This window comes from Nonomuraea rhizosphaerae (assembly GCF_019396405.1).
GTDB classification, from domain to species: domain Bacteria; phylum Actinomycetota; class Actinomycetes; order Streptosporangiales; family Streptosporangiaceae; genus Nonomuraea; species Nonomuraea rhizosphaerae.
On record NZ_JAHKRL010000330.1, the window covers coordinates 1 to 17,423 of the forward strand.

The 17,423-nt window shown below is 70.3% G+C and carries 20 protein-coding genes; 13 read left to right on the forward strand and 7 right to left on the reverse strand.

Going from position 1 to position 17,423, the window contains the following annotated elements; genetic code table 11:
* From KME77_RS16535 to KME77_RS16550, 4 genes are all read left to right on the forward strand, one after another.
* On the forward strand, positions 1 to 178 hold a 178-nt coding region (locus KME77_RS16535; RefSeq protein WP_219468121.1), incomplete at its 5' end, for a F0F1 ATP synthase subunit gamma.
* 1 nt (position 179) lies between these two features.
* Entirely contained in the window at positions 180 to 1,625 is a 1,446-nt protein-coding gene (gene atpD, locus KME77_RS16540; protein ID WP_219468067.1) for a F0F1 ATP synthase subunit beta, read from the forward strand.
* A gap of 60 nt (positions 1,626 to 1,685) precedes the next feature.
* A complete protein-coding gene (locus KME77_RS16545; RefSeq protein ID WP_219468070.1) occupies positions 1,686 to 2,087 on the forward strand; it encodes a F0F1 ATP synthase subunit epsilon in 402 nt (133 codons plus the stop codon).
* A gap of 23 nt (positions 2,088 to 2,110) precedes the next feature.
* Positions 2,111 to 2,491, forward strand: coding sequence for a DUF2550 domain-containing protein (locus tag KME77_RS16550; protein ID WP_219468072.1), 381 nt, complete (start codon positions 2,111 to 2,113; stop codon positions 2,489 to 2,491).
* Between the two features lie 16 nt (positions 2,492 to 2,507).
* Here KME77_RS16550 and KME77_RS16555 read toward each other — a convergent pair whose 3' ends face one another.
* On the reverse strand, positions 2,508 to 3,098 hold the full coding sequence (locus KME77_RS16555; protein ID WP_219468076.1) for a cob(I)yrinic acid a,c-diamide adenosyltransferase: 591 nt from the start codon (positions 3,096 to 3,098) through the stop codon (positions 2,508 to 2,510).
* Between the two features lie 127 nt (positions 3,099 to 3,225).
* On the opposite strand from KME77_RS16555, the gene KME77_RS16560 reads away from it, so the two are divergent.
* From KME77_RS16560 to KME77_RS16575, 4 genes are all read left to right on the forward strand, one after another.
* The gene (locus KME77_RS16560) at positions 3,226 to 4,122 is read left to right on the forward strand and encodes an ABC transporter ATP-binding protein (RefSeq protein WP_219468079.1); all 897 of its coding nucleotides are present in this window, start codon (positions 3,226 to 3,228) and stop codon (positions 4,120 to 4,122) included.
* Entirely contained in the window at positions 4,119 to 5,225 is a 1,107-nt protein-coding gene (locus KME77_RS16565; RefSeq protein WP_219468082.1) for an ABC transporter permease, read from the forward strand. The genes KME77_RS16560 and KME77_RS16565 overlap by 4 nt, the downstream gene beginning before the upstream one ends.
* Positions 5,226 to 6,395, forward strand: coding sequence for a sensor histidine kinase (locus KME77_RS16570; protein ID WP_219468085.1), 1,170 nt, complete (start codon positions 5,226 to 5,228; stop codon positions 6,393 to 6,395).
* A 91-nt stretch (positions 6,396 to 6,486) separates the two neighbouring features.
* Positions 6,487 to 6,804 (forward strand): STAS domain-containing protein, encoded by a 318-nt coding sequence (locus tag KME77_RS16575; RefSeq protein ID WP_219468088.1) that lies wholly within the window; start codon positions 6,487 to 6,489, stop codon positions 6,802 to 6,804.
* Positions 6,805 to 7,011: 207 nt separating this feature from the next.
* Here KME77_RS16575 and KME77_RS16580 read toward each other — a convergent pair whose 3' ends face one another.
* The 5 genes from KME77_RS16580 to nucS form a co-directional block, all read right to left on the reverse strand.
* The gene (locus KME77_RS16580; RefSeq protein WP_246609892.1) at positions 7,012 to 7,554 is read right to left on the reverse strand and encodes a TetR/AcrR family transcriptional regulator; all 543 of its coding nucleotides are present in this window, start codon (positions 7,552 to 7,554) and stop codon (positions 7,012 to 7,014) included.
* A gap of 144 nt (positions 7,555 to 7,698) precedes the next feature.
* Positions 7,699 to 9,171 (reverse strand): aldehyde dehydrogenase family protein, encoded by a 1,473-nt coding sequence (locus KME77_RS16585; protein WP_219468094.1) that lies wholly within the window; start codon positions 9,169 to 9,171, stop codon positions 7,699 to 7,701.
* Between the two features lie 32 nt (positions 9,172 to 9,203).
* Positions 9,204 to 9,761 (reverse strand): GNAT family N-acetyltransferase, encoded by a 558-nt coding sequence (locus KME77_RS16590; protein ID WP_219468097.1) that lies wholly within the window; start codon positions 9,759 to 9,761, stop codon positions 9,204 to 9,206.
* Positions 9,761 to 11,059 carry a carotenoid oxygenase family protein gene (locus tag KME77_RS16595; protein WP_219468099.1) on the reverse strand — a complete coding sequence of 433 codons (1,299 nt, stop codon included), beginning with the start codon at positions 11,057 to 11,059 and terminating at the stop codon, positions 9,761 to 9,763. The genes KME77_RS16590 and KME77_RS16595 overlap by 1 nt, the downstream gene beginning before the upstream one ends.
* 104 nt (positions 11,060 to 11,163) lie before the next feature.
* A complete protein-coding gene (gene nucS / locus KME77_RS16600; RefSeq protein ID WP_219468103.1) occupies positions 11,164 to 11,826 on the reverse strand; it encodes an endonuclease NucS in 663 nt (220 codons plus the stop codon).
* Between the two features lie 36 nt (positions 11,827 to 11,862).
* On the opposite strand from nucS, the gene KME77_RS16605 reads away from it, so the two are divergent.
* From KME77_RS16605 to KME77_RS16625, 5 genes are all read left to right on the forward strand, one after another.
* Positions 11,863 to 13,311, forward strand: a complete 1,449-nt coding sequence (locus KME77_RS16605; RefSeq protein ID WP_219468107.1) for a 3-hydroxyacyl-CoA dehydrogenase family protein — start codon at positions 11,863 to 11,865, stop codon at positions 13,309 to 13,311.
* Positions 13,308 to 13,598 (forward strand): Rv1322 family protein, encoded by a 291-nt coding sequence (locus KME77_RS16610; protein ID WP_219468110.1) that lies wholly within the window; start codon positions 13,308 to 13,310, stop codon positions 13,596 to 13,598. Before KME77_RS16605 ends, KME77_RS16610 begins: the two co-directional genes overlap by 4 nt.
* Positions 13,599 to 13,636: 38 nt before the next feature.
* On the forward strand, positions 13,637 to 14,341 hold the full coding sequence (locus KME77_RS16615) for an alpha/beta hydrolase (RefSeq protein ID WP_219468111.1): 705 nt from the start codon (positions 13,637 to 13,639) through the stop codon (positions 14,339 to 14,341).
* A gap of 124 nt (positions 14,342 to 14,465) precedes the next feature.
* Positions 14,466 to 15,158 (forward strand): SDR family NAD(P)-dependent oxidoreductase, encoded by a 693-nt coding sequence (locus KME77_RS16620; RefSeq protein ID WP_308250729.1) that lies wholly within the window; start codon positions 14,466 to 14,468, stop codon positions 15,156 to 15,158.
* A gap of 95 nt (positions 15,159 to 15,253) precedes the next feature.
* The gene (locus KME77_RS16625; protein WP_308250728.1) at positions 15,254 to 16,048 is read left to right on the forward strand and encodes an alpha/beta fold hydrolase; all 795 of its coding nucleotides are present in this window, start codon (positions 15,254 to 15,256) and stop codon (positions 16,046 to 16,048) included.
* Here the strand turns inward: KME77_RS16625 and KME77_RS16630 are convergent.
* The gene (locus tag KME77_RS16630; protein ID WP_219468117.1) at positions 16,008 to 17,192 is read right to left on the reverse strand and encodes an AI-2E family transporter; all 1,185 of its coding nucleotides are present in this window, start codon (positions 17,190 to 17,192) and stop codon (positions 16,008 to 16,010) included. The two genes, KME77_RS16625 and KME77_RS16630, sit on opposite strands and share 41 nt — an antisense overlap.
* Positions 17,193 to 17,423: the final 231 nt, after the last annotated feature.

Genomic DNA, 17,423 nt, shown 5'->3' on the forward strand with positions numbered 1-17,423 from the left:
GGGGGAGGAGGCCGCGCGCCGGCGCGCGATGAAGTCGGCCACGGACAACGCCAACGAGCTGATGCGGGTTCTGACGCAGCAGATGAACCAGGCTCGCCAGGCCGAGATCACCCAGGAAATCAGCGAGATCGTCGGTGGCGCCAACGCGCTGGCTGACGCCGCAGCGGGGAAAGAGTGAAATGACTGCAGAGGCTGTCGAAACTGTAGAAAGCCCCGCGGCCGGCACAGGTCGCGTGGCCAGCGTCAAGGGCGCCGTCGTCGACGTGGAGTTCTCCGTCGAGACGATGCCCGACATCTACAACGCGCTGACCGTCGAGGTGACCCTCGCCGGTGAGACCAAGACCCTGACCCTGGAGGTCGCCCAGCACCTGGGTGACAACCTGGTCCGGGCCATCTCCATGCAGCCCACGGACGGTCTCGTCCGCGGCGCCCCCGTCACCGACAGCGGGAACCCGATCTCGGTGCCGGTCGGCGACGTCGTCAAGGGTCACGTGTGGAACGCTCTGGGCGAGACGCTCGACGTGCCGACCTCGTCGCTCAAGATCAACGAGCGCTGGGGCATCCACCGGCCGTCGCCGCCGTTCGACCAGCTCGAGGCCCGTACCGAGGTCCTCGTCACCGGCATCAAGGTCATCGACCTGCTCACCCCGTACGTGCAGGGTGGGAAGATCGGCCTGTTCGGCGGCGCGGGTGTGGGCAAGACGGTGCTCATCCAGGAGATGATCCGCCGTGTCGCCCGTAACTTCGGCGGCACCTCGTGCTTCGCCGGCGTCGGCGAGCGCACCCGTGAGGGCAACGACCTCTGGCTGGAGATGGAGGAGGCGGACGTCCTCAAGGACACCGCGCTCGTCTTCGGCCAGATGGACGAGCCGCCGGGCACCCGTCTGCGGGTCGCCCTGTCGGCGCTGACCATGGCGGAGTACTTCCGCGATGTGCAGAAGCAGGACGTGCTGCTGTTCATCGACAACATCTTCCGCTTCACGCAGGCCGGCTCGGAGGTCTCCACGCTGCTCGGCCGCATGCCGTCGGCGGTGGGCTACCAGCCCACGCTGGCCGACGAGATGGGCGTGTTGCAGGAGCGGATCACCTCGACGCGCGGTCACTCGATCACCTCGATGCAGGCGATCTACGTGCCCGCCGACGACATCACCGACCCGGCGCCGCACAACGCGTTCGCGCACCTCGACGCGCAGACCGTTCTGTCCCGGCCGATCTCGGAGAAGGGCATCTACCCCGCGGTGGACCCGCTCGACTCCAGCTCCCGGATCCTCGACCCGCAGATCGTGGGCGAGGAGCACTACGCGGTCGCCCAGGAGACCAAGCGGATCCTGCAGAAGTACAAGGAACTGCAGGACATCATCGCCATCCTCGGCATCGACGAGCTGTCGGAGGAGGACAAGGTCACCGTCCAGCGGGCGCGCCGCATCGAGCGGTTCCTTTCGCACCCGATGTACGCGGCCGAGGCCTTCACCGGCCAGCCCGGCGAGACCGTGCCGCTGGACGAGACGATCGCCTCCTTCAAGGGCCTCTGCGCGGGTGAGTACGACCACCTGCCCGAGCAGGCGTTCTTCATGGTCGGCGGCATCGAGCAGGCCGTGGCCAAGGCCAAGGAACTCGAGCGCTGATCGCCTCTGGTGGGGGCGTGACCCCGGTCGTGCCCCCACCGTGACCGGAAAGGAACCTACGTGGCGAAGCTACAGGTAGGGGTTGTCTCGCCCGAGCGAGAGATCTGGTCGGGCGAGGCCGACATGGTGATTGCCAAGACCGTGGACGGCGAGATCGGTATTATGCCGCAACACGCACCTGTGCTCGGCGTCCTCGTCGAGGGCGGCGTGCTGCGCGTGAAGCGGGAAGGCCAGGGCGACCTGGTCGCGGCCGTGCATGGGGGTTTCATCTCCGTGGCCGACAACGAGGTCTCCGTGCTCGCCGAGGTGGCCGAGCTGGGGTCCGAGGTCGACGTCGCGGCTGCCCGTGACGCGCTCGACAGGGCACAGGCCTCGATCGAGGCCAATCAGGAAGACGCCGACGCGGCGGTCGAGGCCAAGCGCGCGAGGGCTCGGCTGCGGGCCGCGGGCGAAGAGGTTTAGTCACTTTGACGCAAGGGGGCGGCATGGCGGCGACGGTTCTCATCTGTGTGCTGCTTGCCGCCGTCCTGGTGGTCGTGCGCGGGCTCGTGCTGGCCCGCTCGCGCGGGAGCGTACCGTGCCGGCTGCGCGTGGGGAACCACGGCTGGCGCAGCGGGGTGGCCCGCTACGCCGACGGGGAGCTCCATTGGATCCCGCTCATGGGTGTGCGTCTCAGGCCCCGCCACGCGATCGCGCGGCGGGGCCTCGTCGTTTCGTCCCGGCGTGAGCTGGAGAACGACCTGTACGCGGTGGACTGCTCGGGCTCGACCCGGGACATCTCGCTGGCGATGAGCGCGGACGCCCTGACCGGCTTCCTGGCGTGGCTGGAGTCGGCGCCGCCCAGCGCCTACCTGGACGTCGCCTGACCCCCGTGGCGCCCGCCTAGCGGGTCCCGCCCGGCCGCCAGAGGATCTCCTCGCCCGCGTGGGCGACCCTGCACAGCACGAACAGCAGGTCCGACAGGCGGTTGAGGTACTTGGCCGTCAGCGGGTTCATGTCGTCGTGGGCGTCGAGCGCGGCCCAGGTGCCGCGTTCCGCGCGGCGCACGGTGACCCGCGCCAGGTGCAGGGCCGCGACGGCCGGCGGGCCGCCGGGCAGGATGAAGCTGCGCAGCGGCTTGAGCTCCTCGTTGAACGCGTCGCACCGCTCCTCCATCCAGTCGATGTAGGACTGCTCCACGCGCAGCGGGGGGAACTCCGGGTCGGGCGCGACCGGGGTGGCCAGGTCGGCGCCGAGGTCGAACAGCTCGTTCTGGACGCGTCCGAGCACCTCGACGATCTCCGTGGGCAGGGTGCCGTACGACAGGGCCAGGCCCAGATGGGCGTTGGCCTCCTCGACGTCCGCGTACGCCGCCAGGCGCGAGTCCGTCTTCGGCGCGCGGCTCATGTCGGCCAGGGCGGTGGTGCCGTCGTCGCCGGTACGGGTGTAGATGCGGGAGAGGACGACCGGCTTGTCCTTGTCGGCGCGCGTCATGCGCCCAGCGTAATGACAAAAGTCATAGAGAACGGACGCGGGGCGCATATTACGCCGGTGATATCAGCGACTACCAGGGCAAAGGGCTGCGCGCGACGATAGATCGCATGATGAGGGAGAGGATCTGATGCTCGAGATCAGCGAGCTGCGCAAGCGCTTCGCCGGCGGCCCGGACGCGCCGGGAGGGAAGGTGGCCCTCGACGGGATCACCTTCGCCGTACGGCCGGGCGAGATGTTCGGGTTCGTCGGCGCGAACGGCGCGGGCAAGACGACGACCATGCGCATCGTCATGGGTGTGCTGCAGCCCGACGGGGGCTCGGTGCACTGGCAGGGCAAGGCGGTGGAGTACGCCGACCGCAGGCGGTTCGGCTACATGCCGGAGGAGCGCGGGCTGTACCAGAAGATGCGGGTGGCCGAGCAGATCGAGTACTTCGGCCGTCTGCACGGCATGGACGCGGCGGCGGCCAGGAAGGCCTGCGACGACCTGCTGGAGCGGCTCGGGCTGACCGAGCGCCGGGGGGACGCGGTCGAGGCGCTGTCGCTGGGCAACCAGCAGCGGGTGCAGCTGGCCGTGGCGCTGGTGCACGACCCGGAGGTCCTGGTGCTCGACGAGCCGTTCTCCGGGCTCGACCCGATCGCGGTGGACGCGCTGGCCACGGCGCTGCAGGAGCGGTGCCGCGGCGGGGTGCCGGTGATCTTCTCCAGCCACCAGCTGGAGCTGGTGGAGCGGCTGTGCGACTCGGTCGGCATCGTGTCGGCCGGCCGGATGGTGGCCAGCGGAACGGTCGGCGACCTGCGCGCCGCCGAGGCCCGCACGCTGCGCGTCGTCGTGCGTGACCCGCTCCCGGGATGGGCCGACGGCCTGCCGGGCGAGGTCACCGTCACCGGCGACCGCCACGTGCTGCTCGCCAGCGAGGGCGACGACCAGGAGATCCTGCGCCGCGCGATGAAGGCCGGGCACGTCGAGCACTTCGGCACCGAGCAGCCCAGCCTGACCGAGATCTTCAAGGAGGCGGTGGCGTGAACGGCGTCCTGCTGGTGGCCAAGCGTGAGATCGCCACCCACATCCGTACCAAGGCCTTTGTCATCGGCCTGCTCATCACGGCCGCGCTGGTGGCCGCGGTGGCGTTCGCGCCGAAGATCATGGGCGGTCCGGAGGAGTACACGATCGGCACCGTCAACTCCCAGCGGCTGCCGCTGGAGCAGGCCGCGCCGGAGGCGAAGTTCGAGTGGCGCTCCTACCCCGACGAGGCCACCGCCAAGAAGGCGGTGCTCGACGGGGACGTGGACGCGGCGCTGGTCGGCGGCACGAAGGTGCTCACCGACGGGGAGGTCGACTCCCAGCTCGGCGTGCTGCTGCAGAGCACCAACCGGGAGGTGAAGCTGGGCGCGGCCGGCAACATCCCGCCGCTGCAGATGGTGTCCGTGGGCGCCGACACGCGTTACCAGGCCGCGCGGACCGGGATGGCCGTGGTCCTCGTCATCGTGCTCTTCATGCTGATCATCGGACAGGTCATGATGGTCGCCATGGGTGTGGTGGAGGAGAAGGGCAGCAGGATCGTGGAGATCCTGCTCACCTCGGTCCGGCCGTGGCAGCTGCTCGCCGGCAAGATCATCGGGCTGGGCGCGCTCGGCCTGATCAACCTCGTGACGATCCTCGTGGTCGGCGTCACCGCCTCGATCGTCTCGGGTGTCGCGGGCGACTTCCCGCCCGGGATGCCGGGGATCGTGGCCGGGGTGCTGCTCTGGTTCGTGCTCGGCTACGCCTTCTTCGCCACGCTCGCGGCCGCGTTCGCGTCGCTGGTCTCGCGGCAGGAGGAGGTCGGCAACGTGATGTCGCCGCTGACCATGCTCATGATGGTCACCTACTTCGGCGCCTTCTTCACCACCACCGACCCCACCGGCACGCTGGCCGAGGTCGCCTCGCTGGTGCCGCCGTTCTCGTCGATGGTGATGCCGGTCCGGATGGCCGCGGCGGAGGTGCCGCTCTGGCAGATCGGGCTCTCCACCGCGCTGATGGTGCTGGCCGTGGTGGGCGTGCTGTCGTTCGGGGCGAAGGTGTACCAGCGGGCGGTGCTGCGTACCGGGGCCAGGGTCAGGCTCGGCGACGTGCTGCGCGCCAAGTAGATGGACGCGATCAAGCGGGCGCGGCGCGTCTCCCTGTGGGTGCTCAACGCGGTGGTTCCGTTGATGTGGCTCGGGATCTCGCTGGGGACCCTGGGCAACGTGGCCCTCGGCAGGATGTCCTGGATCCCCGCGGCGCTCGCTCTGATCGCTCTGGTCGTCTTCACCTGGCTCTTCCTGCGCATCACGAGGGCCGCCGTGGAGCGCAGCTACGCCAGGCGCGAGGTCATCGTGTCCGGGGGGCTCGCCGTGGTCATGGCCGCGCTCGGCGGGGGCGACCCGTTCATGTGGGGGATCCCGCTGCTGGCCTGGGTGTCGGTGTCGGTGATCGGGCTGACGGCGTGGCAGGCGACGGGCATGGCGGTGGCCACGTTCGCGGTGGGCGTCGGGCTGAGCGTCCCGAGCATCCTCATGGGGCGCGACCAGATGATGTCGGGCACGGGGGACCAGCAGGCGGCGATCATCATCACGATCATGATGTACGCGGTCATGTGCGCCGCACTGCCGCCGTCCAACCGGTTCTGGGCGTGGATCTACGTGCTGGCCGTGCAGGCCCACGAGGGCAAGGAGGCGCACGCGCGGCTGGCCGTCGCCGAGGAGCGGCTGCGCTTCGCCCGGGACCTGCACGACCTCGTGGGGCACCAGCTCTCCGCGATCGCGGTCAAGACCGAGCTGGCCGTACGCATGTCCGACGCCGACACGGCGGCCGCGAAGGCGGAGATGGTCGAGGTGAACGGGCTGACCCGGGGAGCGCTGCGGGACCTGCGCCAGGCCGTGCGCGGCTACCGTGAGCTTGACTTGGGCGCTGAGCTGAATAGCGTGAAAGGGGTGCTCGAAGCGGCGGGGGTCCGCTGCGAGCTGCACCTGCCCTACCGTGACCTGCCCGGCGGGGTGGCCCCCGTCTTCGCCTATGCCGTACGCGAGGCCGCGACGAACGTGCTCAAGCACAGCACCGCCTCGTTCTGCGAGATCACCATCCGCTTCACCGACCAGGAGGCGGAGCTGCGGGTACGCAACGACGGGGTGGCCCGCCGGCAGGCGTCGGACCTCGGCTCGGGGCTGACGGGCATGGGGGAGCGGCTGGCCAGGGTTGGCGGCAAGGTGGACGCGCGGCCCACGGGCGACGGGGAGTTCCTTCTTCAGGCAGTTGTGTCACTCCCGTTCCGTGGGTAGTGGTGAAGTGTCGGGTTTAACCCGGCAAACGCCCCAATGCAGGGGCACGACCACGCCACGTGAGAACGTGTGGCGTGATTGAGGAGGTGGCATGCGCGTCCGGGGCAATCCCAGAGCCCAGGTGGTACGGATCGGTGCGCGGCTCGACGCCGGGACGTCGGCGGGGGTACGGACGCGTCTGCACGACGCGGTCGACTCCGGCGAAGGCGACCTGATCCTCGACCTCTCCAAGCTGGAGATGATCGACGCCACCGGACTGGGGGTGCTCGTGGGCACGCATCGGCGCGCTCTTGGCGCGCAACGCCGCCTCGTTCTTCGGGGGGTGCCTCCGCGGATCATGCGCATCCTGGCGGTGACCCGGCTGAATCGGGTTCTCCGCGTCGAGGCGGACGCTGCCGCGGTGGCCTGAGACGGCGTCCTGAGTGCGACGGGGGCCGCGCTATATCGGGGCGGGTCAGCGATCAGCCGCTGCCCGCCCTCTTTTCGTGTAAGCGGGCTTTCCGGCGCGGAAATCTCCCACAAGAGGTAGGAGTTCCTAAACAACAGGGGCCCCTATTTGTGAAGTGATTATCCGTCGTACCGCATCGCGGAATAACCACGATCCGTAATCACGGCCTCACGACTCACCCAGGACCCGGCCGAAGATGTGCACGGCCACTCCGACCAGTTCGTCGATGGACGGCGGCTCCTCGGCCAGCAGCCATTCGATGAGCAACTCTTGTAGCGCTCCAATTGCACCGAGTGCCACCAGCCGGCGATTCAGCAGGTCGGAAGGGTGGAATTCCGCCGACGCCTCCTCGATTAGCCGGGCGAAGGAGTCCACGGCGCGCTGGCGTGAAGCGGTCAGAACGTCACCCGACCTGCGCACCTCCAGGTGCATGATGCGGGCCCGCCGCCAGTCGCCCGTGGCGAACTCGATATACGCGCGAATGCCCGCCCGCACTCTGTCGTCCAGCGTCGCGGGCGCCTCCTGCACCGCCTTGGCCACAACGGCGAGGCTTTCCTCCACGCACTGCTCGTGCAGTGCCTGAAGAAGTTCCTCACGGCCGCCGAAACATTCGTAGAAGGCGCGGTTGGAGATCCGCGCCTCCGAGCACAGCCTTTCGATCGTCGTCGCAGCGAAACCTGGCTTGGCGTATAGCGTGTAGGCGGCTGCCATCAGCCGCTCCCGCCTGTCCGCCAGCCTTTGCTCAGCCGACATTCCCCGGTAAGACCGGTTCACATTCCACCCGTCCAACATGATCGTGGCCCCCAGAGCACACAATTATGGACGGATGATCCGTATTGGGAAAGAGCAAATACTTTATCTCTTACGTCGGCCGTGCAAGAACGTGACAAGCCTGATCAGCCGCTCAAGCTCCGCGGGACCCCGATTGAACGAGGTCAGGTTCATTCCAGGCATCGCGAACCGCTGCCGGGAGATCGCTTTGGGCCTGGCGAACTCGCGCAGGCCGTCGGCCCCGTGAATGCGCCCGAAGCCCGAGTCGCCGACCCCGCCGAAGGGCAGGGAGGGCACTCCGGCGAAGGAGATGACCGAGTTGATCGCCGTCATGCCGGTGCGCATGAGCCGCGCCAGCTCCATCGCGCGGCGCGCGTTGCCCGAGAAGACGGTGCCTGCCAGCCCGTACGCGGAGGCGTTGGCGAGTTCGAGCGCCTCCTGCGTGTCGCGGGTGCGCCGCACGGTGATCGTCGGGCCGAACGTCTCCTCGCACACCGCGGGCGAGTCCTCGGGCACGTCCTCGACGATCACGGGGTCCACGTAGGGGGCGCGGACCGAGTCTGGGCCACCGGTCACGACTTTTCCGGACTTGGTGGCGTCGTCGATGTGGCGCTGGATGATGTCGAGCTGGCCCGGCATCGTGATCGGGCCGTAGTGCTCCCCGGCCTTGACCGTCGCCACCCGCTCCGACAGCTCCCGCATGAAACTTTCATAGACCGCGTCCACCACGTACACGCGCTCCACGCCCACGCACGTCTGCCCGGCGTTGGACATGGCGCCCCACAGGCAGGCGTCGGCGGCGGCCCGCACGTCGGCGTCGGCGTCCACGATGAACGCGTCCTTGCCGCCGCACTCGGCCACGATCGGCGTCAGGTTCTCGGCGCAGGCCGCCATGACGCGCTTGGCCGTGGCGGTGGAGCCGGTGAAGGCGATCTTCTTGACCCTCGGGTCCTTGGCCAGCAGGGCGCCGGTCTCGCCCAGCCCGGTGACCGTCTGGAGCACCGGCTGCTCCGGCACCGCCTCGGCGAACAGCTCCGCCAGCCGCACCCCGACGCCGGGCGTCAGCTCGCTCGGCTTGAAGACGACCGCGTTGCCGGCCGCCAGCGCGTACGCGATCGAGCCCATCGGGGTGAAGACCGGATAGTTCCACGGCCCGATCACGCCGACGACGCCCAGCGGCAGGTACTCGAGCGTGGCGGCCAGGTTGAGGCCGATCATCCCGGTCGAGACGCGGCGCCGCCCCAGGACCTTGCCGGCGTTGCGGGCCGCCCAGTCGATGTGCGTGATCGCCAGCACGATCTCCAGCGTGGCGTCGCCGACCGGCTTGCCCGTCTCCTCGTGCACGAGCCCGGCCAGCTCCCTGAGGTTCTGGGTGAGCACGGCCTTGTAGTCGAGCAGCCGGCGCCGGCGCTCGGCGTGCCCGAGGCCGTCCCACCACCGTGCGGCCTGCGTGGCCCGCTCGACGGCCTGGTCCACGGCCTGGGCGTCCTGCTTGGGGTGCGACCCGACGACGTCGCCGGTCGCCGGGTTGAGTGAGTCGAACGTCAGCGCGGTCATGGCGTCACCATATGTCGGTAACTCGACGCTTACTAGATCCCCCGCCACATGCCCCAGACCGACGGGCCGCCGGGGAGCCTGATCTCCTCGGTCACCCGGAAGCCGTACTTCTCGTACAGCGGCACGTTGGACTCCTTGCTGCTCTCCAGGTAGACGGGGCCCTCGCACCTGGCCAGCCCGGCGCGCAGCAGCGCGCCGCCCACCCCCGTGCCGCGCGCCTCGGGCAGCGTGCCGATCTGCGCCAGGTACCAGTGCGGCGCGGCGGGCCGGTGCCTGGCGAACGTCTCGTCGAGCACCATCCCGTACGACACGCGCTCCCCCATGGCCCGCACGAACCCCGCGACGCCCGCCTCCAGGTCCGGCTCGTGCCCCGGCGGGTCCCACAGCGCGGCCCCCGCCATCACCCCGTCGGCGTCGTAGGCGACCTCGGTGATCGCGTGCACGTGGCGGGCGAGCGTGGCGAACATGAGCGGCGCGCCCGCCCCTCCCGGCAGCAGCCACTCGATCACCGGGTCGTCGTGGAAGGCCCTGGCCAGCACGTCGGCGGCGCGTGTCAGATCCTCCGGCCCGGTGACCAGCGCGAGGTCCATCAGTCCTCCAGCCAGGTCCCGTGGAAGCCCGCCGGGACGCGGCGCGGCAGTCGCACGGAGGCCACGTCGGACAGGTCGGTCGCGTCGAGCACCAGCAGCTCGGAGCTGTCGCCCGTGGTGACGATCGACAGCAGCCAGCCCTCGTCCTCGCCCTGCTCGGCCGGCACGAACACCGCCTCACCCGTGTCGCCGCCCGTCGGCCTGACCTGGGCCCGGCCGCTCTCCTGGTCGTACTTGACGATCGAGTCGCGCCCCACCGTGTACAGGTAGCGGCTGGCGCGGCCCAGCAGGTCGTCCCTGAACGTCGGGAACTCCACGCTCCTGTCGTCCAGCGCCTCCTCCTTCGCCGCGCCGCTGACCGGGTCCAGCGTCCAGCGGTGCAGGCTGGCGCCGCCGATGACGGCCGCGCTGCCGGCCGGGTCGGGGCTGCCGCTGATGCGCGTCCACAGGTCGGAGAAGGTGTCGCCGGTGTAGCGGGCGGCGTTGAGCACGATCCGGCCGTCCGCGTCCTCCCAGGCGTTGCCGACGTGGAAGACGTAGCAGGGGTCCACGTCGAACCACTGGGTGGCGCCCAGGTCGTGGCGCGGCGTCACGCCGATGCGCGCGCCGTAGTCGCGCTCCCACGAGTACGGCAGGCCGCCGGCCCGGCTCAGGTCGAACACGAACGGCAGGTCCAGCCAGATCAGGTAGTGCTCGGTGACCGCGAAGTCGTGCATCATCGTCGACTTCGGCACCTCGATCTCGTGGCTCTCCACCAGCTCGCCGTCGGCCGACAGGCGGTGGTAGGTGCAGAACGGCGGCGTGTAGCCGTACCCGAAGAAGTGCAGCTCGCCGGTGATCGGGTCCTGCTTGGGGTGGGCGGTCATGGCGGTGGTCAGGCGGCCGCGGAAGTCGCACGCGCCCACGGTGTCCAGCTCGGGCGTCATCTCGTACGGCAGGCCGGACTCGACGAGGGCGTAGATGCGGTCGGCGTGCCTGATGACCGAGGTGTTGGCGGTGACGGCGCCCAGGTCCACGCCGGTGTCGCCGATGAACCGGGCGTCGTCGGTGAACTTCCTGGTCCGCACCCAGCGGTTGCGGTACCAGCGGGCCTGGCCCTGGTCGAGGCGGATGCCGTGGAGCATGCCGTGACCGGCGAACCAGTGGCCGGGGTCGTCGCCGGGCCTGGGGTTGGGGCCGTTGCGGAAGTAGCGGCCGGTCAGCTCGTCGGGCAGCACGCCCTTGACGGGAAGGTCGTGGGCCTCGATCTCGTCGGGGACCGGGGCCAGGTTGCCGCTCAGGTAAAAGGGGGACGTCATGACACGCTCCAATCGTGATATGTCAAAGCTAGAACGTCTAGGCTAGACCTGTCAACATAGGAACGTCTGGGAATGGGGGTGTGACCCCCCACGGACAGGGAGGGTCAGAAGAGGGTCGGGTTCTCCGGCTCGATGCCGCGCAGCGCGTCGTAGTCGAGCGTGACGCAGGCGATGCCGCGGTCCGTGGCCAGGACCCGGGCCTGTGGCTTGATCTCCTGGGCGGCGAACACCCCGCGTACGGGCGTCAGCAGCGGATCGCGGTTGAGCAGCTCCAGATAGCGGGTGAGCTGCTCGACCCCGTCGATCTCACCCCGGCGCTTGATCTCGACCGCGACCGTGGCGCCGAGCCCGTCGCGGCACAGGATGTCCACCGGCCCGATCGCGGTCATGTACTCGCGCCGGATCAGCGAGTAGCCCGCCCCGAGCGTCGAGATGTGCTCGGCGAGCAGCTCCTGAAGGTGCGCCTCGACGCCGTCCTTGATCAGGCCCGGGTCGACGCCCAGCTCGTGGCTGGAGTCGTGGAGGATCTCCTCCATCGTCAGCACCAGCTTCTCGCCCGACTTGCCGTGGGTGACGGTCCAGGTCTGGCCGTCCTCCTTGAGCTTGCAGGGCGGGTTCATCCAGTTGAGCGGCTTGAAGGCGCGATCGTCGGCGTGGATGGACACGCTGCCGTCCGCCTTGATGAGGATGAGCCTCGGCGCCATCGGCAAGTGTGCCGTGAGCCGTCCGATGTAATCCACGCTGCACCGCGCGATGACCAGCCGCATGACGGCCAACCCTACCGGCTCTGGAAAACTGGACGCATGGCGTTCGAGATGGTGGGAGTGGTCGGGCTCGGCACGATGGGGGCCGGCATCGCGGAGGTGTTCGCGCGGGCCGGGCTGCGGGTGATCGGCGTGGAGGCCGACGCCGAGGCACTGGCCAGGGGGCGCGGCCATCTGGAGAGATCCACGGCCCGCGCGGTCGACAAGGGGCGGCTGAGCGGCGAGCGGCGCGAGGAGATCCTGGGCCGGGTCACGCTCACCACCTCACGCGCCGACCTGCGCGAGGCCGACCTGGTGGTGGAGGCCATCCCGGAGGTGCTCGACTACAAGCGCTCGCTGTTCGCCGACCTGGACGGCATCTGCAAGCCCGCGGCGGTGCTGGCCACCAACACCTCCTCGCTGCCCGTCACCACCCTCGCGGCCGCGACCGGGCGTCCCGGGCGGGTGGTGGGGATGCACTTCTTCAACCCGGCGCCGGTGATGAGGCTGGTCGAGGTCGTCGGCACAGTGGTGACGGAGCCCGGCGTCCTGGCCGGCGTCTCGGAGCTGGCCGGCAGGCTCGGCAAGAGCGTGGTGACGGTCAAGGACCGGGCCGGGTTCGTCGTCAACCGGCTGCTGCTGCCCTACCTCAACCACGCCGCCGGGCTGCTGGAGCAGGGCGTGGCGACCCGCGACGACATCGACGCGGCGATGCGGCTCGGGGCGGGGCTGCCCATGGGGCCGTTCGAGCTGCTCGACCTGATCGGGCTCGACACCGCCTACGAGATCATGGGCGCGCTGTTCGACGAGACCCGCGACCGCCGCCACGCCCCCTCGCCACTGCTGCGCGAGCTGGTCGCGGCCGGGCTGCTGGGCCGCAAGTCGGGGCGTGGCTTCCACGGCGACACGGCCACCCCGCACCGGCTGGAGAAGTCCGGGGCGCAGACCGTCAAGGTGATCGGCGAGGGCGCCGAGGCGATGGCCCGGCGCTTCGCCGACGCGGGCTTCAAGGCCGCCGACGACGCCGACGTGGTGCTGCGGCTCGGCGAGCGTCCGGTGGTCGAGCACGCCGCGCGGCTGGCCAGGCCCGGCACGCTGGTGGGCGTCCACCTGGTCGGCGAGCGAGTGGCCGAGGTGGCCCTCACCGTGCTCACCTCCCACGAGGCCGCCGTGGCCGCCCGCGACCTGATGAAGGTGATCGGGCTGACGCCGGTGCCGTGCAAGGACCGGGCCGGGTTCGTGGTGGACGCGCTGCTGCACCCCTACCTGAACGACGCGGTCAGGATGCATGAGTCCGGGTACGCCTCGATCTCCGACATCGACGCGGCCATGAAGCTGGGGTGCGGTTATCCGGCCGGGCCGTTCGAGACGCTGGAGGAGATCGGGCTGCCCGCCGTACGGGACGGGCTGCGCGCCCTCTACGCCGAGTTCCGCGAGCCCGCCTACGCCCCGGCGCCTCTGCTCGATCAGCTCGTCACGGCGGGTGCCGCGACCTTCGACCGGGCATGAGCCCGCGTCGCGCCCGCCGCAGGGAGTCCTCCCGTCCCTTCGGCTTCCCGACGGGGACGGAACGCGTCGAGGAGTGGCCGGACGGTGAGTGGAAGGTACGGATGCTCACCGGCGCCTCCTCGGCCAAGAGCTACCGCTGCCCGGGCTGCGACCAGGAGATCCGCGGCGGCCAGCCGCATCTGGTGAGCTGGCCGAACTGGACCGGCGGCGACGACGAGCGCCGCCACTGGCACACGGCGTGCTGGCGCAAGAGACTCGACCGCGGCCCCGGCCGCAGCCGCTACTAGAGACCGCAGCCGTTACTGGAGATCGAAGGGACCCCCACGTGGAGATACGCGCGGCGACCGTGCTGCCCGCCAGGCGAGAGCCGATCGAGCTGCACACGGCCGACGGCCAGACCCTGGTCGGGGAGCTGGCCCAGCCCCTCGACCGGCCGCCCGTGGCGACGCTGGTCACCTTCCACCCGCTGCCCACGCACGGCGGGTTCATGGACAGCCACGTCTTCAAGAAGGCGGCCAACCGGCTGCCCGCCCTGGCCGACCTGGCCGTGCTCCGCTTCAACACGCGCGGCACCTCCTCCGAGCGGGGCACCTCGTCCGGGACGTTCGACGGGGGCGAGAGCGAGCGGTTCGACGTGGCGGCGGCGCTGGAGTACGCCGAGTACCACGACCTGCCGCACGTGTGGGCGCTCGGCTGGTCGTTCGGGACCGAGCTGACGCTGAAGTGGGCGCGCGACCCGCTGGTGGAGGGCGCCGTCCTGCTGTCGCCGCCGCTGCACAGGGCCACCGACGAGGACCTGGACGCGTGGGCGGAGTTCGGCCGGCCGCTGGTGGCGCTGGTGCCGGAGTTCGACGACTACCTGCGGCCGGAGGAGGCCAGGCGGCGCTTCGCGCGGGTGCCGCAGGCCGAGGTCGTCGGGGTGGACGGGGCCAAGCACCTGTGGGTGGGGGAGCCGTACGTGCGGATCGTGCTGGAGGAGATCGTCCGCCGGGTGAATCCCGCCGCCGCGCCGCTGCCCACCGAGGTGTGAGCCGGGGCGCACCGGGTTAGAATCTTGTTCGGTTCCGTCGCGGAGGAGGCCAGCGTGGGCGCGTTCGATCTCAGCGGTAAGAAGGCCCTGGTCACCGGGGGCGTCGAAGGGGATCGGCCGGGCCATCGCGCTCGCCTACGCCGAGGCGGGCGCCGACGTCGCCATCGTCTCCCGCTCGGCCGACACGCTCGCCGAGGTCGCCAAGGAGATCGAGGCGCGCGGCAGGCGGGCGCTGGCGCTGCCCGCCGACCTCACCGACCGCGCCGCCGCCGCCTCGGCCGTCCAGGACGCGATCGAGGGGCTCGGCCACCTCGACATCGTCGTCAACAACGCCGGCGGCTCCAACTTCCTGGTCGAGTTCAAGGACCTGCGGCTGTCCGGCTGGGACAAACTGATCCGGCTCAACCTCGACTCGGCCATGACCGTCTGCCACACCGTCGCCCCCCACCTGCTGTCACGCGGCTCCGGGTCGGTCATCAACGTCGCGTCGGTGGCCGCGCTCGGCGCCCCGTTCCTGGCGCCGTACGCGGCGGCGAAGGCCGGGGTGGTCGCGCTGACCAAGACGCTGGCCGTCGAATGGGGGCGCTCAGGCGTACGCGTCAACGCCCTGTGCCCCGGCTGGACCGCCACCGACCTCAACCGCAACCTGTGGGAGGACGAGGCGACGAACCAGGCCACGGTCGCGAGCGTCCCGATGCGCCGCTGGGGCACCGCCGAGGAGATGTCCCACCCGGCGGTGTTCCTGGCGAGCGCGGCCTCCGCCTACATGACGGGCCAGGTGCTGTTCGTGGACGGCGGCGCGACAGCCATCGGCTGAAAAAAGAATTTCGCCGAAAAGCGGTCACGCAACAGACGAATATCGGCATAACACCCGAAGTGATGGAACCTCAAAAGAGGTCTACCGTGGCGTGCGTGCAGCTCTACATGAGATCAGCCGGGAGGGGCCTCCCGGTCGTACTGCTTCACGCGTTCCCGCTGTCGTCGGCCATGTGGCTGGCGCAGCGGGAGGGGCTGGCCACGTCGTGCCGGGTCATCACGCCTGACCTGCGCGGTTTCGGAGGCTCACGGCTGGGGGAGGACGAGCCGTCGGTCGAGTTGATGGCCGACGACGTCGCCAGGCTGCTCGACAGCGAGGGCATCGACCGGGCCGTCGTCGGCGGCCTGTCGATGGGCGGCTACGTGACGATGGCGTTCTGCCGGCGACACCCCGACCGCGTCCTGGGCGTCATCCTGGCCGACACCAAGGCGACCCCCGACCCCGAGCCCGCCCGCGACAACAGGGAACGCATCGCCCAGGCCGTCCTGTCCGAGGGCAGCGAGGTGCTCCTGACCGAGGTGCTGCCCGCGCTGATCGGGCCGACCACCAAGGAGCGCAGGGCCATGGTGTTCGGCCGGGTCAAGGGCCTGGTGCAGTCGGCTCCCCCCGGCGCGGTGGCGTGGGCGCAACGGGCGATGGCCGCGCGGCCCGACTCGTTCGACACGCTGGCCGCGCTCAAGGTGCCGCTGCTGGTCGTGGTGGGGGAGGAAGACGAACTGGCCACCGTGGCCGACGCCGAGGCGATGCGGCAGGCCGTACCGGAGGCCAGGCTGGAGATCATCCCCAAGGCGGGTCACCTGACCGCGGTCGAGCAGCCGGAGGCGTTCAACGCGGCGGTGACCGAGTTCCTCAAGACCGAGCTTGCCGGGGCAGCACGAACTCGCGAATGATCAGCGCGATCGCCGCGGCGACCGGGATCGCCAGCAACGCGCCCACGATGCCGAGCAACGCGCCGCCGAACAGCGCGGCGATCACCGTCACCGCGGGGGTCACGTCCACCGACCGCTTCATGACGCGCGGATAGATCCAGTAGTTCTCGACCTGCTGGTAGAGCAGGAAGAACACCGCGCACCCGATCCCCGCGGGCAGCGACTGCAACAGCGCCACGCCCGTCACCAGCACGGCCCCGATCGTCGCGCCCACCAGCGGGATCAGGTCCGTCAGCGCGACCACCAACGCGAGCGCCAGCGCGTACTTCACGCCGAGGATCGACAGGAAGATCCAGGTCAGCACACCCGCGATGACCGAGATGAGGACGTTGCCGGCGACGTAACCGCCGATGCCGCGCAGGATCTCCTCGGTGATCACGCTCGTCCGCTCACGCCGGGACGCGGGCACCAGCCTGAGCAGGTACGCCTTGATCGTGTTCAGGGAGCCGAGGAAGTAGAGCATGAGCACCAGCAGCGTCACCGTGGTGAACACGCTGTCGAGGACCACCAGCCCCGCCCCCACGACCCCGCTGGCCAGCGACGGCCCGAGCTGACTGGTGACGAACGTGGTCAGCTTCGGCAGGATCTGGTAGTCGGCGTCGAGCTGCTTGAGCGTCGGATGGTTGCTCAGCTCGGTGAAGTAGCCGGGCACGGCGGCGATGAACTCGGTCAGCTGCTGGCTCACCGGCGGCACCACGGCCAGCCCGAACAGCGTGAACGCCACGATGACCCCGGCGAACACGATCGAGATCGCCCCGCGCCTGGCCAGGCCGCGCCGCTGCAGCGCCTCGACGGCGGGGTTCAGGCCGACCGCCAGGAACATCGCCACCACGACCAGGATGATCACGCTCAGGGAGTGGACGATCATCTGGCCGAGGGCGATCGCGGTCAGCACCCCGAGGCCGCCGATCAGCCCGATCATGTACGGCCCCCGGGACAGCAGCCCCGGCCGCACGGGCCGCGCGGCGGTCTCGGCGGGCTTCGAGGTGGGCTCGGGGGTGCGCTTGGGGGCGGTCTCTGCGGCGGTCTCGGGGGTGGGCTCTGCGGTGTCTCCGGCAGGCCTGCCCGCCTTCCCCTCGGCGGGGGACTCAGCGTCTGCGGTCAAGGGGACTCCCGGGGGGTGTGACGGACGACAAAGAGAGAGCCTAGCGACCGTCAAGTCGCCAGGCTCTCCCAGCCGTCACTCTTCGCCCGGACAACCAGCCCTGTGGGCTCCCGTGCCTACTCCTGCCACCACTCCGCGTCGTCCTCGCCCTTGGGCTCGGGCTTGGTGGCGGCGGGCGCCGGAGCGGGCGCCGGCTTCTCGGCGGCGGGCGCCGCGATGGCGGGCTTCGGC

What these genes read in the sequence shown, in the direction of transcription:
- KME77_RS16560 (WP_219468079.1), top strand. Translation starts at nt 3,226, where the DNA reads ATGCTCGAGATCAGCGAGCTGCGCAAGCGCTTCGCCGGCGGCCCGGAC.
- nucS (WP_219468103.1), bottom strand. Translation starts at nt 11,826, where the DNA reads ATGCGGCTGGTCATCGCGCGGTGCAGCGTGGATTACATCGGACGGCTC.
- KME77_RS16580 (WP_246609892.1), bottom strand. Translation starts at nt 7,554, where the DNA reads ATGGCAGCCGCCTACACGCTATACGCCAAGCCAGGTTTCGCTGCGACG.
- KME77_RS16595 (WP_219468099.1), bottom strand. Translation starts at nt 11,059, where the DNA reads ATGACGTCCCCCTTTTACCTGAGCGGCAACCTGGCCCCGGTCCCCGAC.
- KME77_RS16570 (WP_219468085.1), top strand. Translation starts at nt 5,226, where the DNA reads ATGGACGCGATCAAGCGGGCGCGGCGCGTCTCCCTGTGGGTGCTCAAC.
- KME77_RS16590 (WP_219468097.1), bottom strand. Translation starts at nt 9,761, where the DNA reads ATGGACCTCGCGCTGGTCACCGGGCCGGAGGATCTGACACGCGCCGCC.
- KME77_RS16550 (WP_219468072.1), top strand. Translation starts at nt 2,111, where the DNA reads ATGGCGGCGACGGTTCTCATCTGTGTGCTGCTTGCCGCCGTCCTGGTG.
- KME77_RS16575 (WP_219468088.1), top strand. Translation starts at nt 6,487, where the DNA reads ATGCGCGTCCGGGGCAATCCCAGAGCCCAGGTGGTACGGATCGGTGCG.
- atpD (WP_219468067.1), top strand. Translation starts at nt 180, where the DNA reads ATGACTGCAGAGGCTGTCGAAACTGTAGAAAGCCCCGCGGCCGGCACA.
- KME77_RS16610 (WP_219468110.1), top strand. Translation starts at nt 13,308, where the DNA reads ATGAGCCCGCGTCGCGCCCGCCGCAGGGAGTCCTCCCGTCCCTTCGGC.
- KME77_RS16555 (WP_219468076.1), bottom strand. Translation starts at nt 3,098, where the DNA reads ATGACGCGCGCCGACAAGGACAAGCCGGTCGTCCTCTCCCGCATCTAC.
- KME77_RS16585 (WP_219468094.1), bottom strand. Translation starts at nt 9,171, where the DNA reads ATGACCGCGCTGACGTTCGACTCACTCAACCCGGCGACCGGCGACGTC.
- KME77_RS16605 (WP_219468107.1), top strand. Translation starts at nt 11,863, where the DNA reads ATGGCGTTCGAGATGGTGGGAGTGGTCGGGCTCGGCACGATGGGGGCC.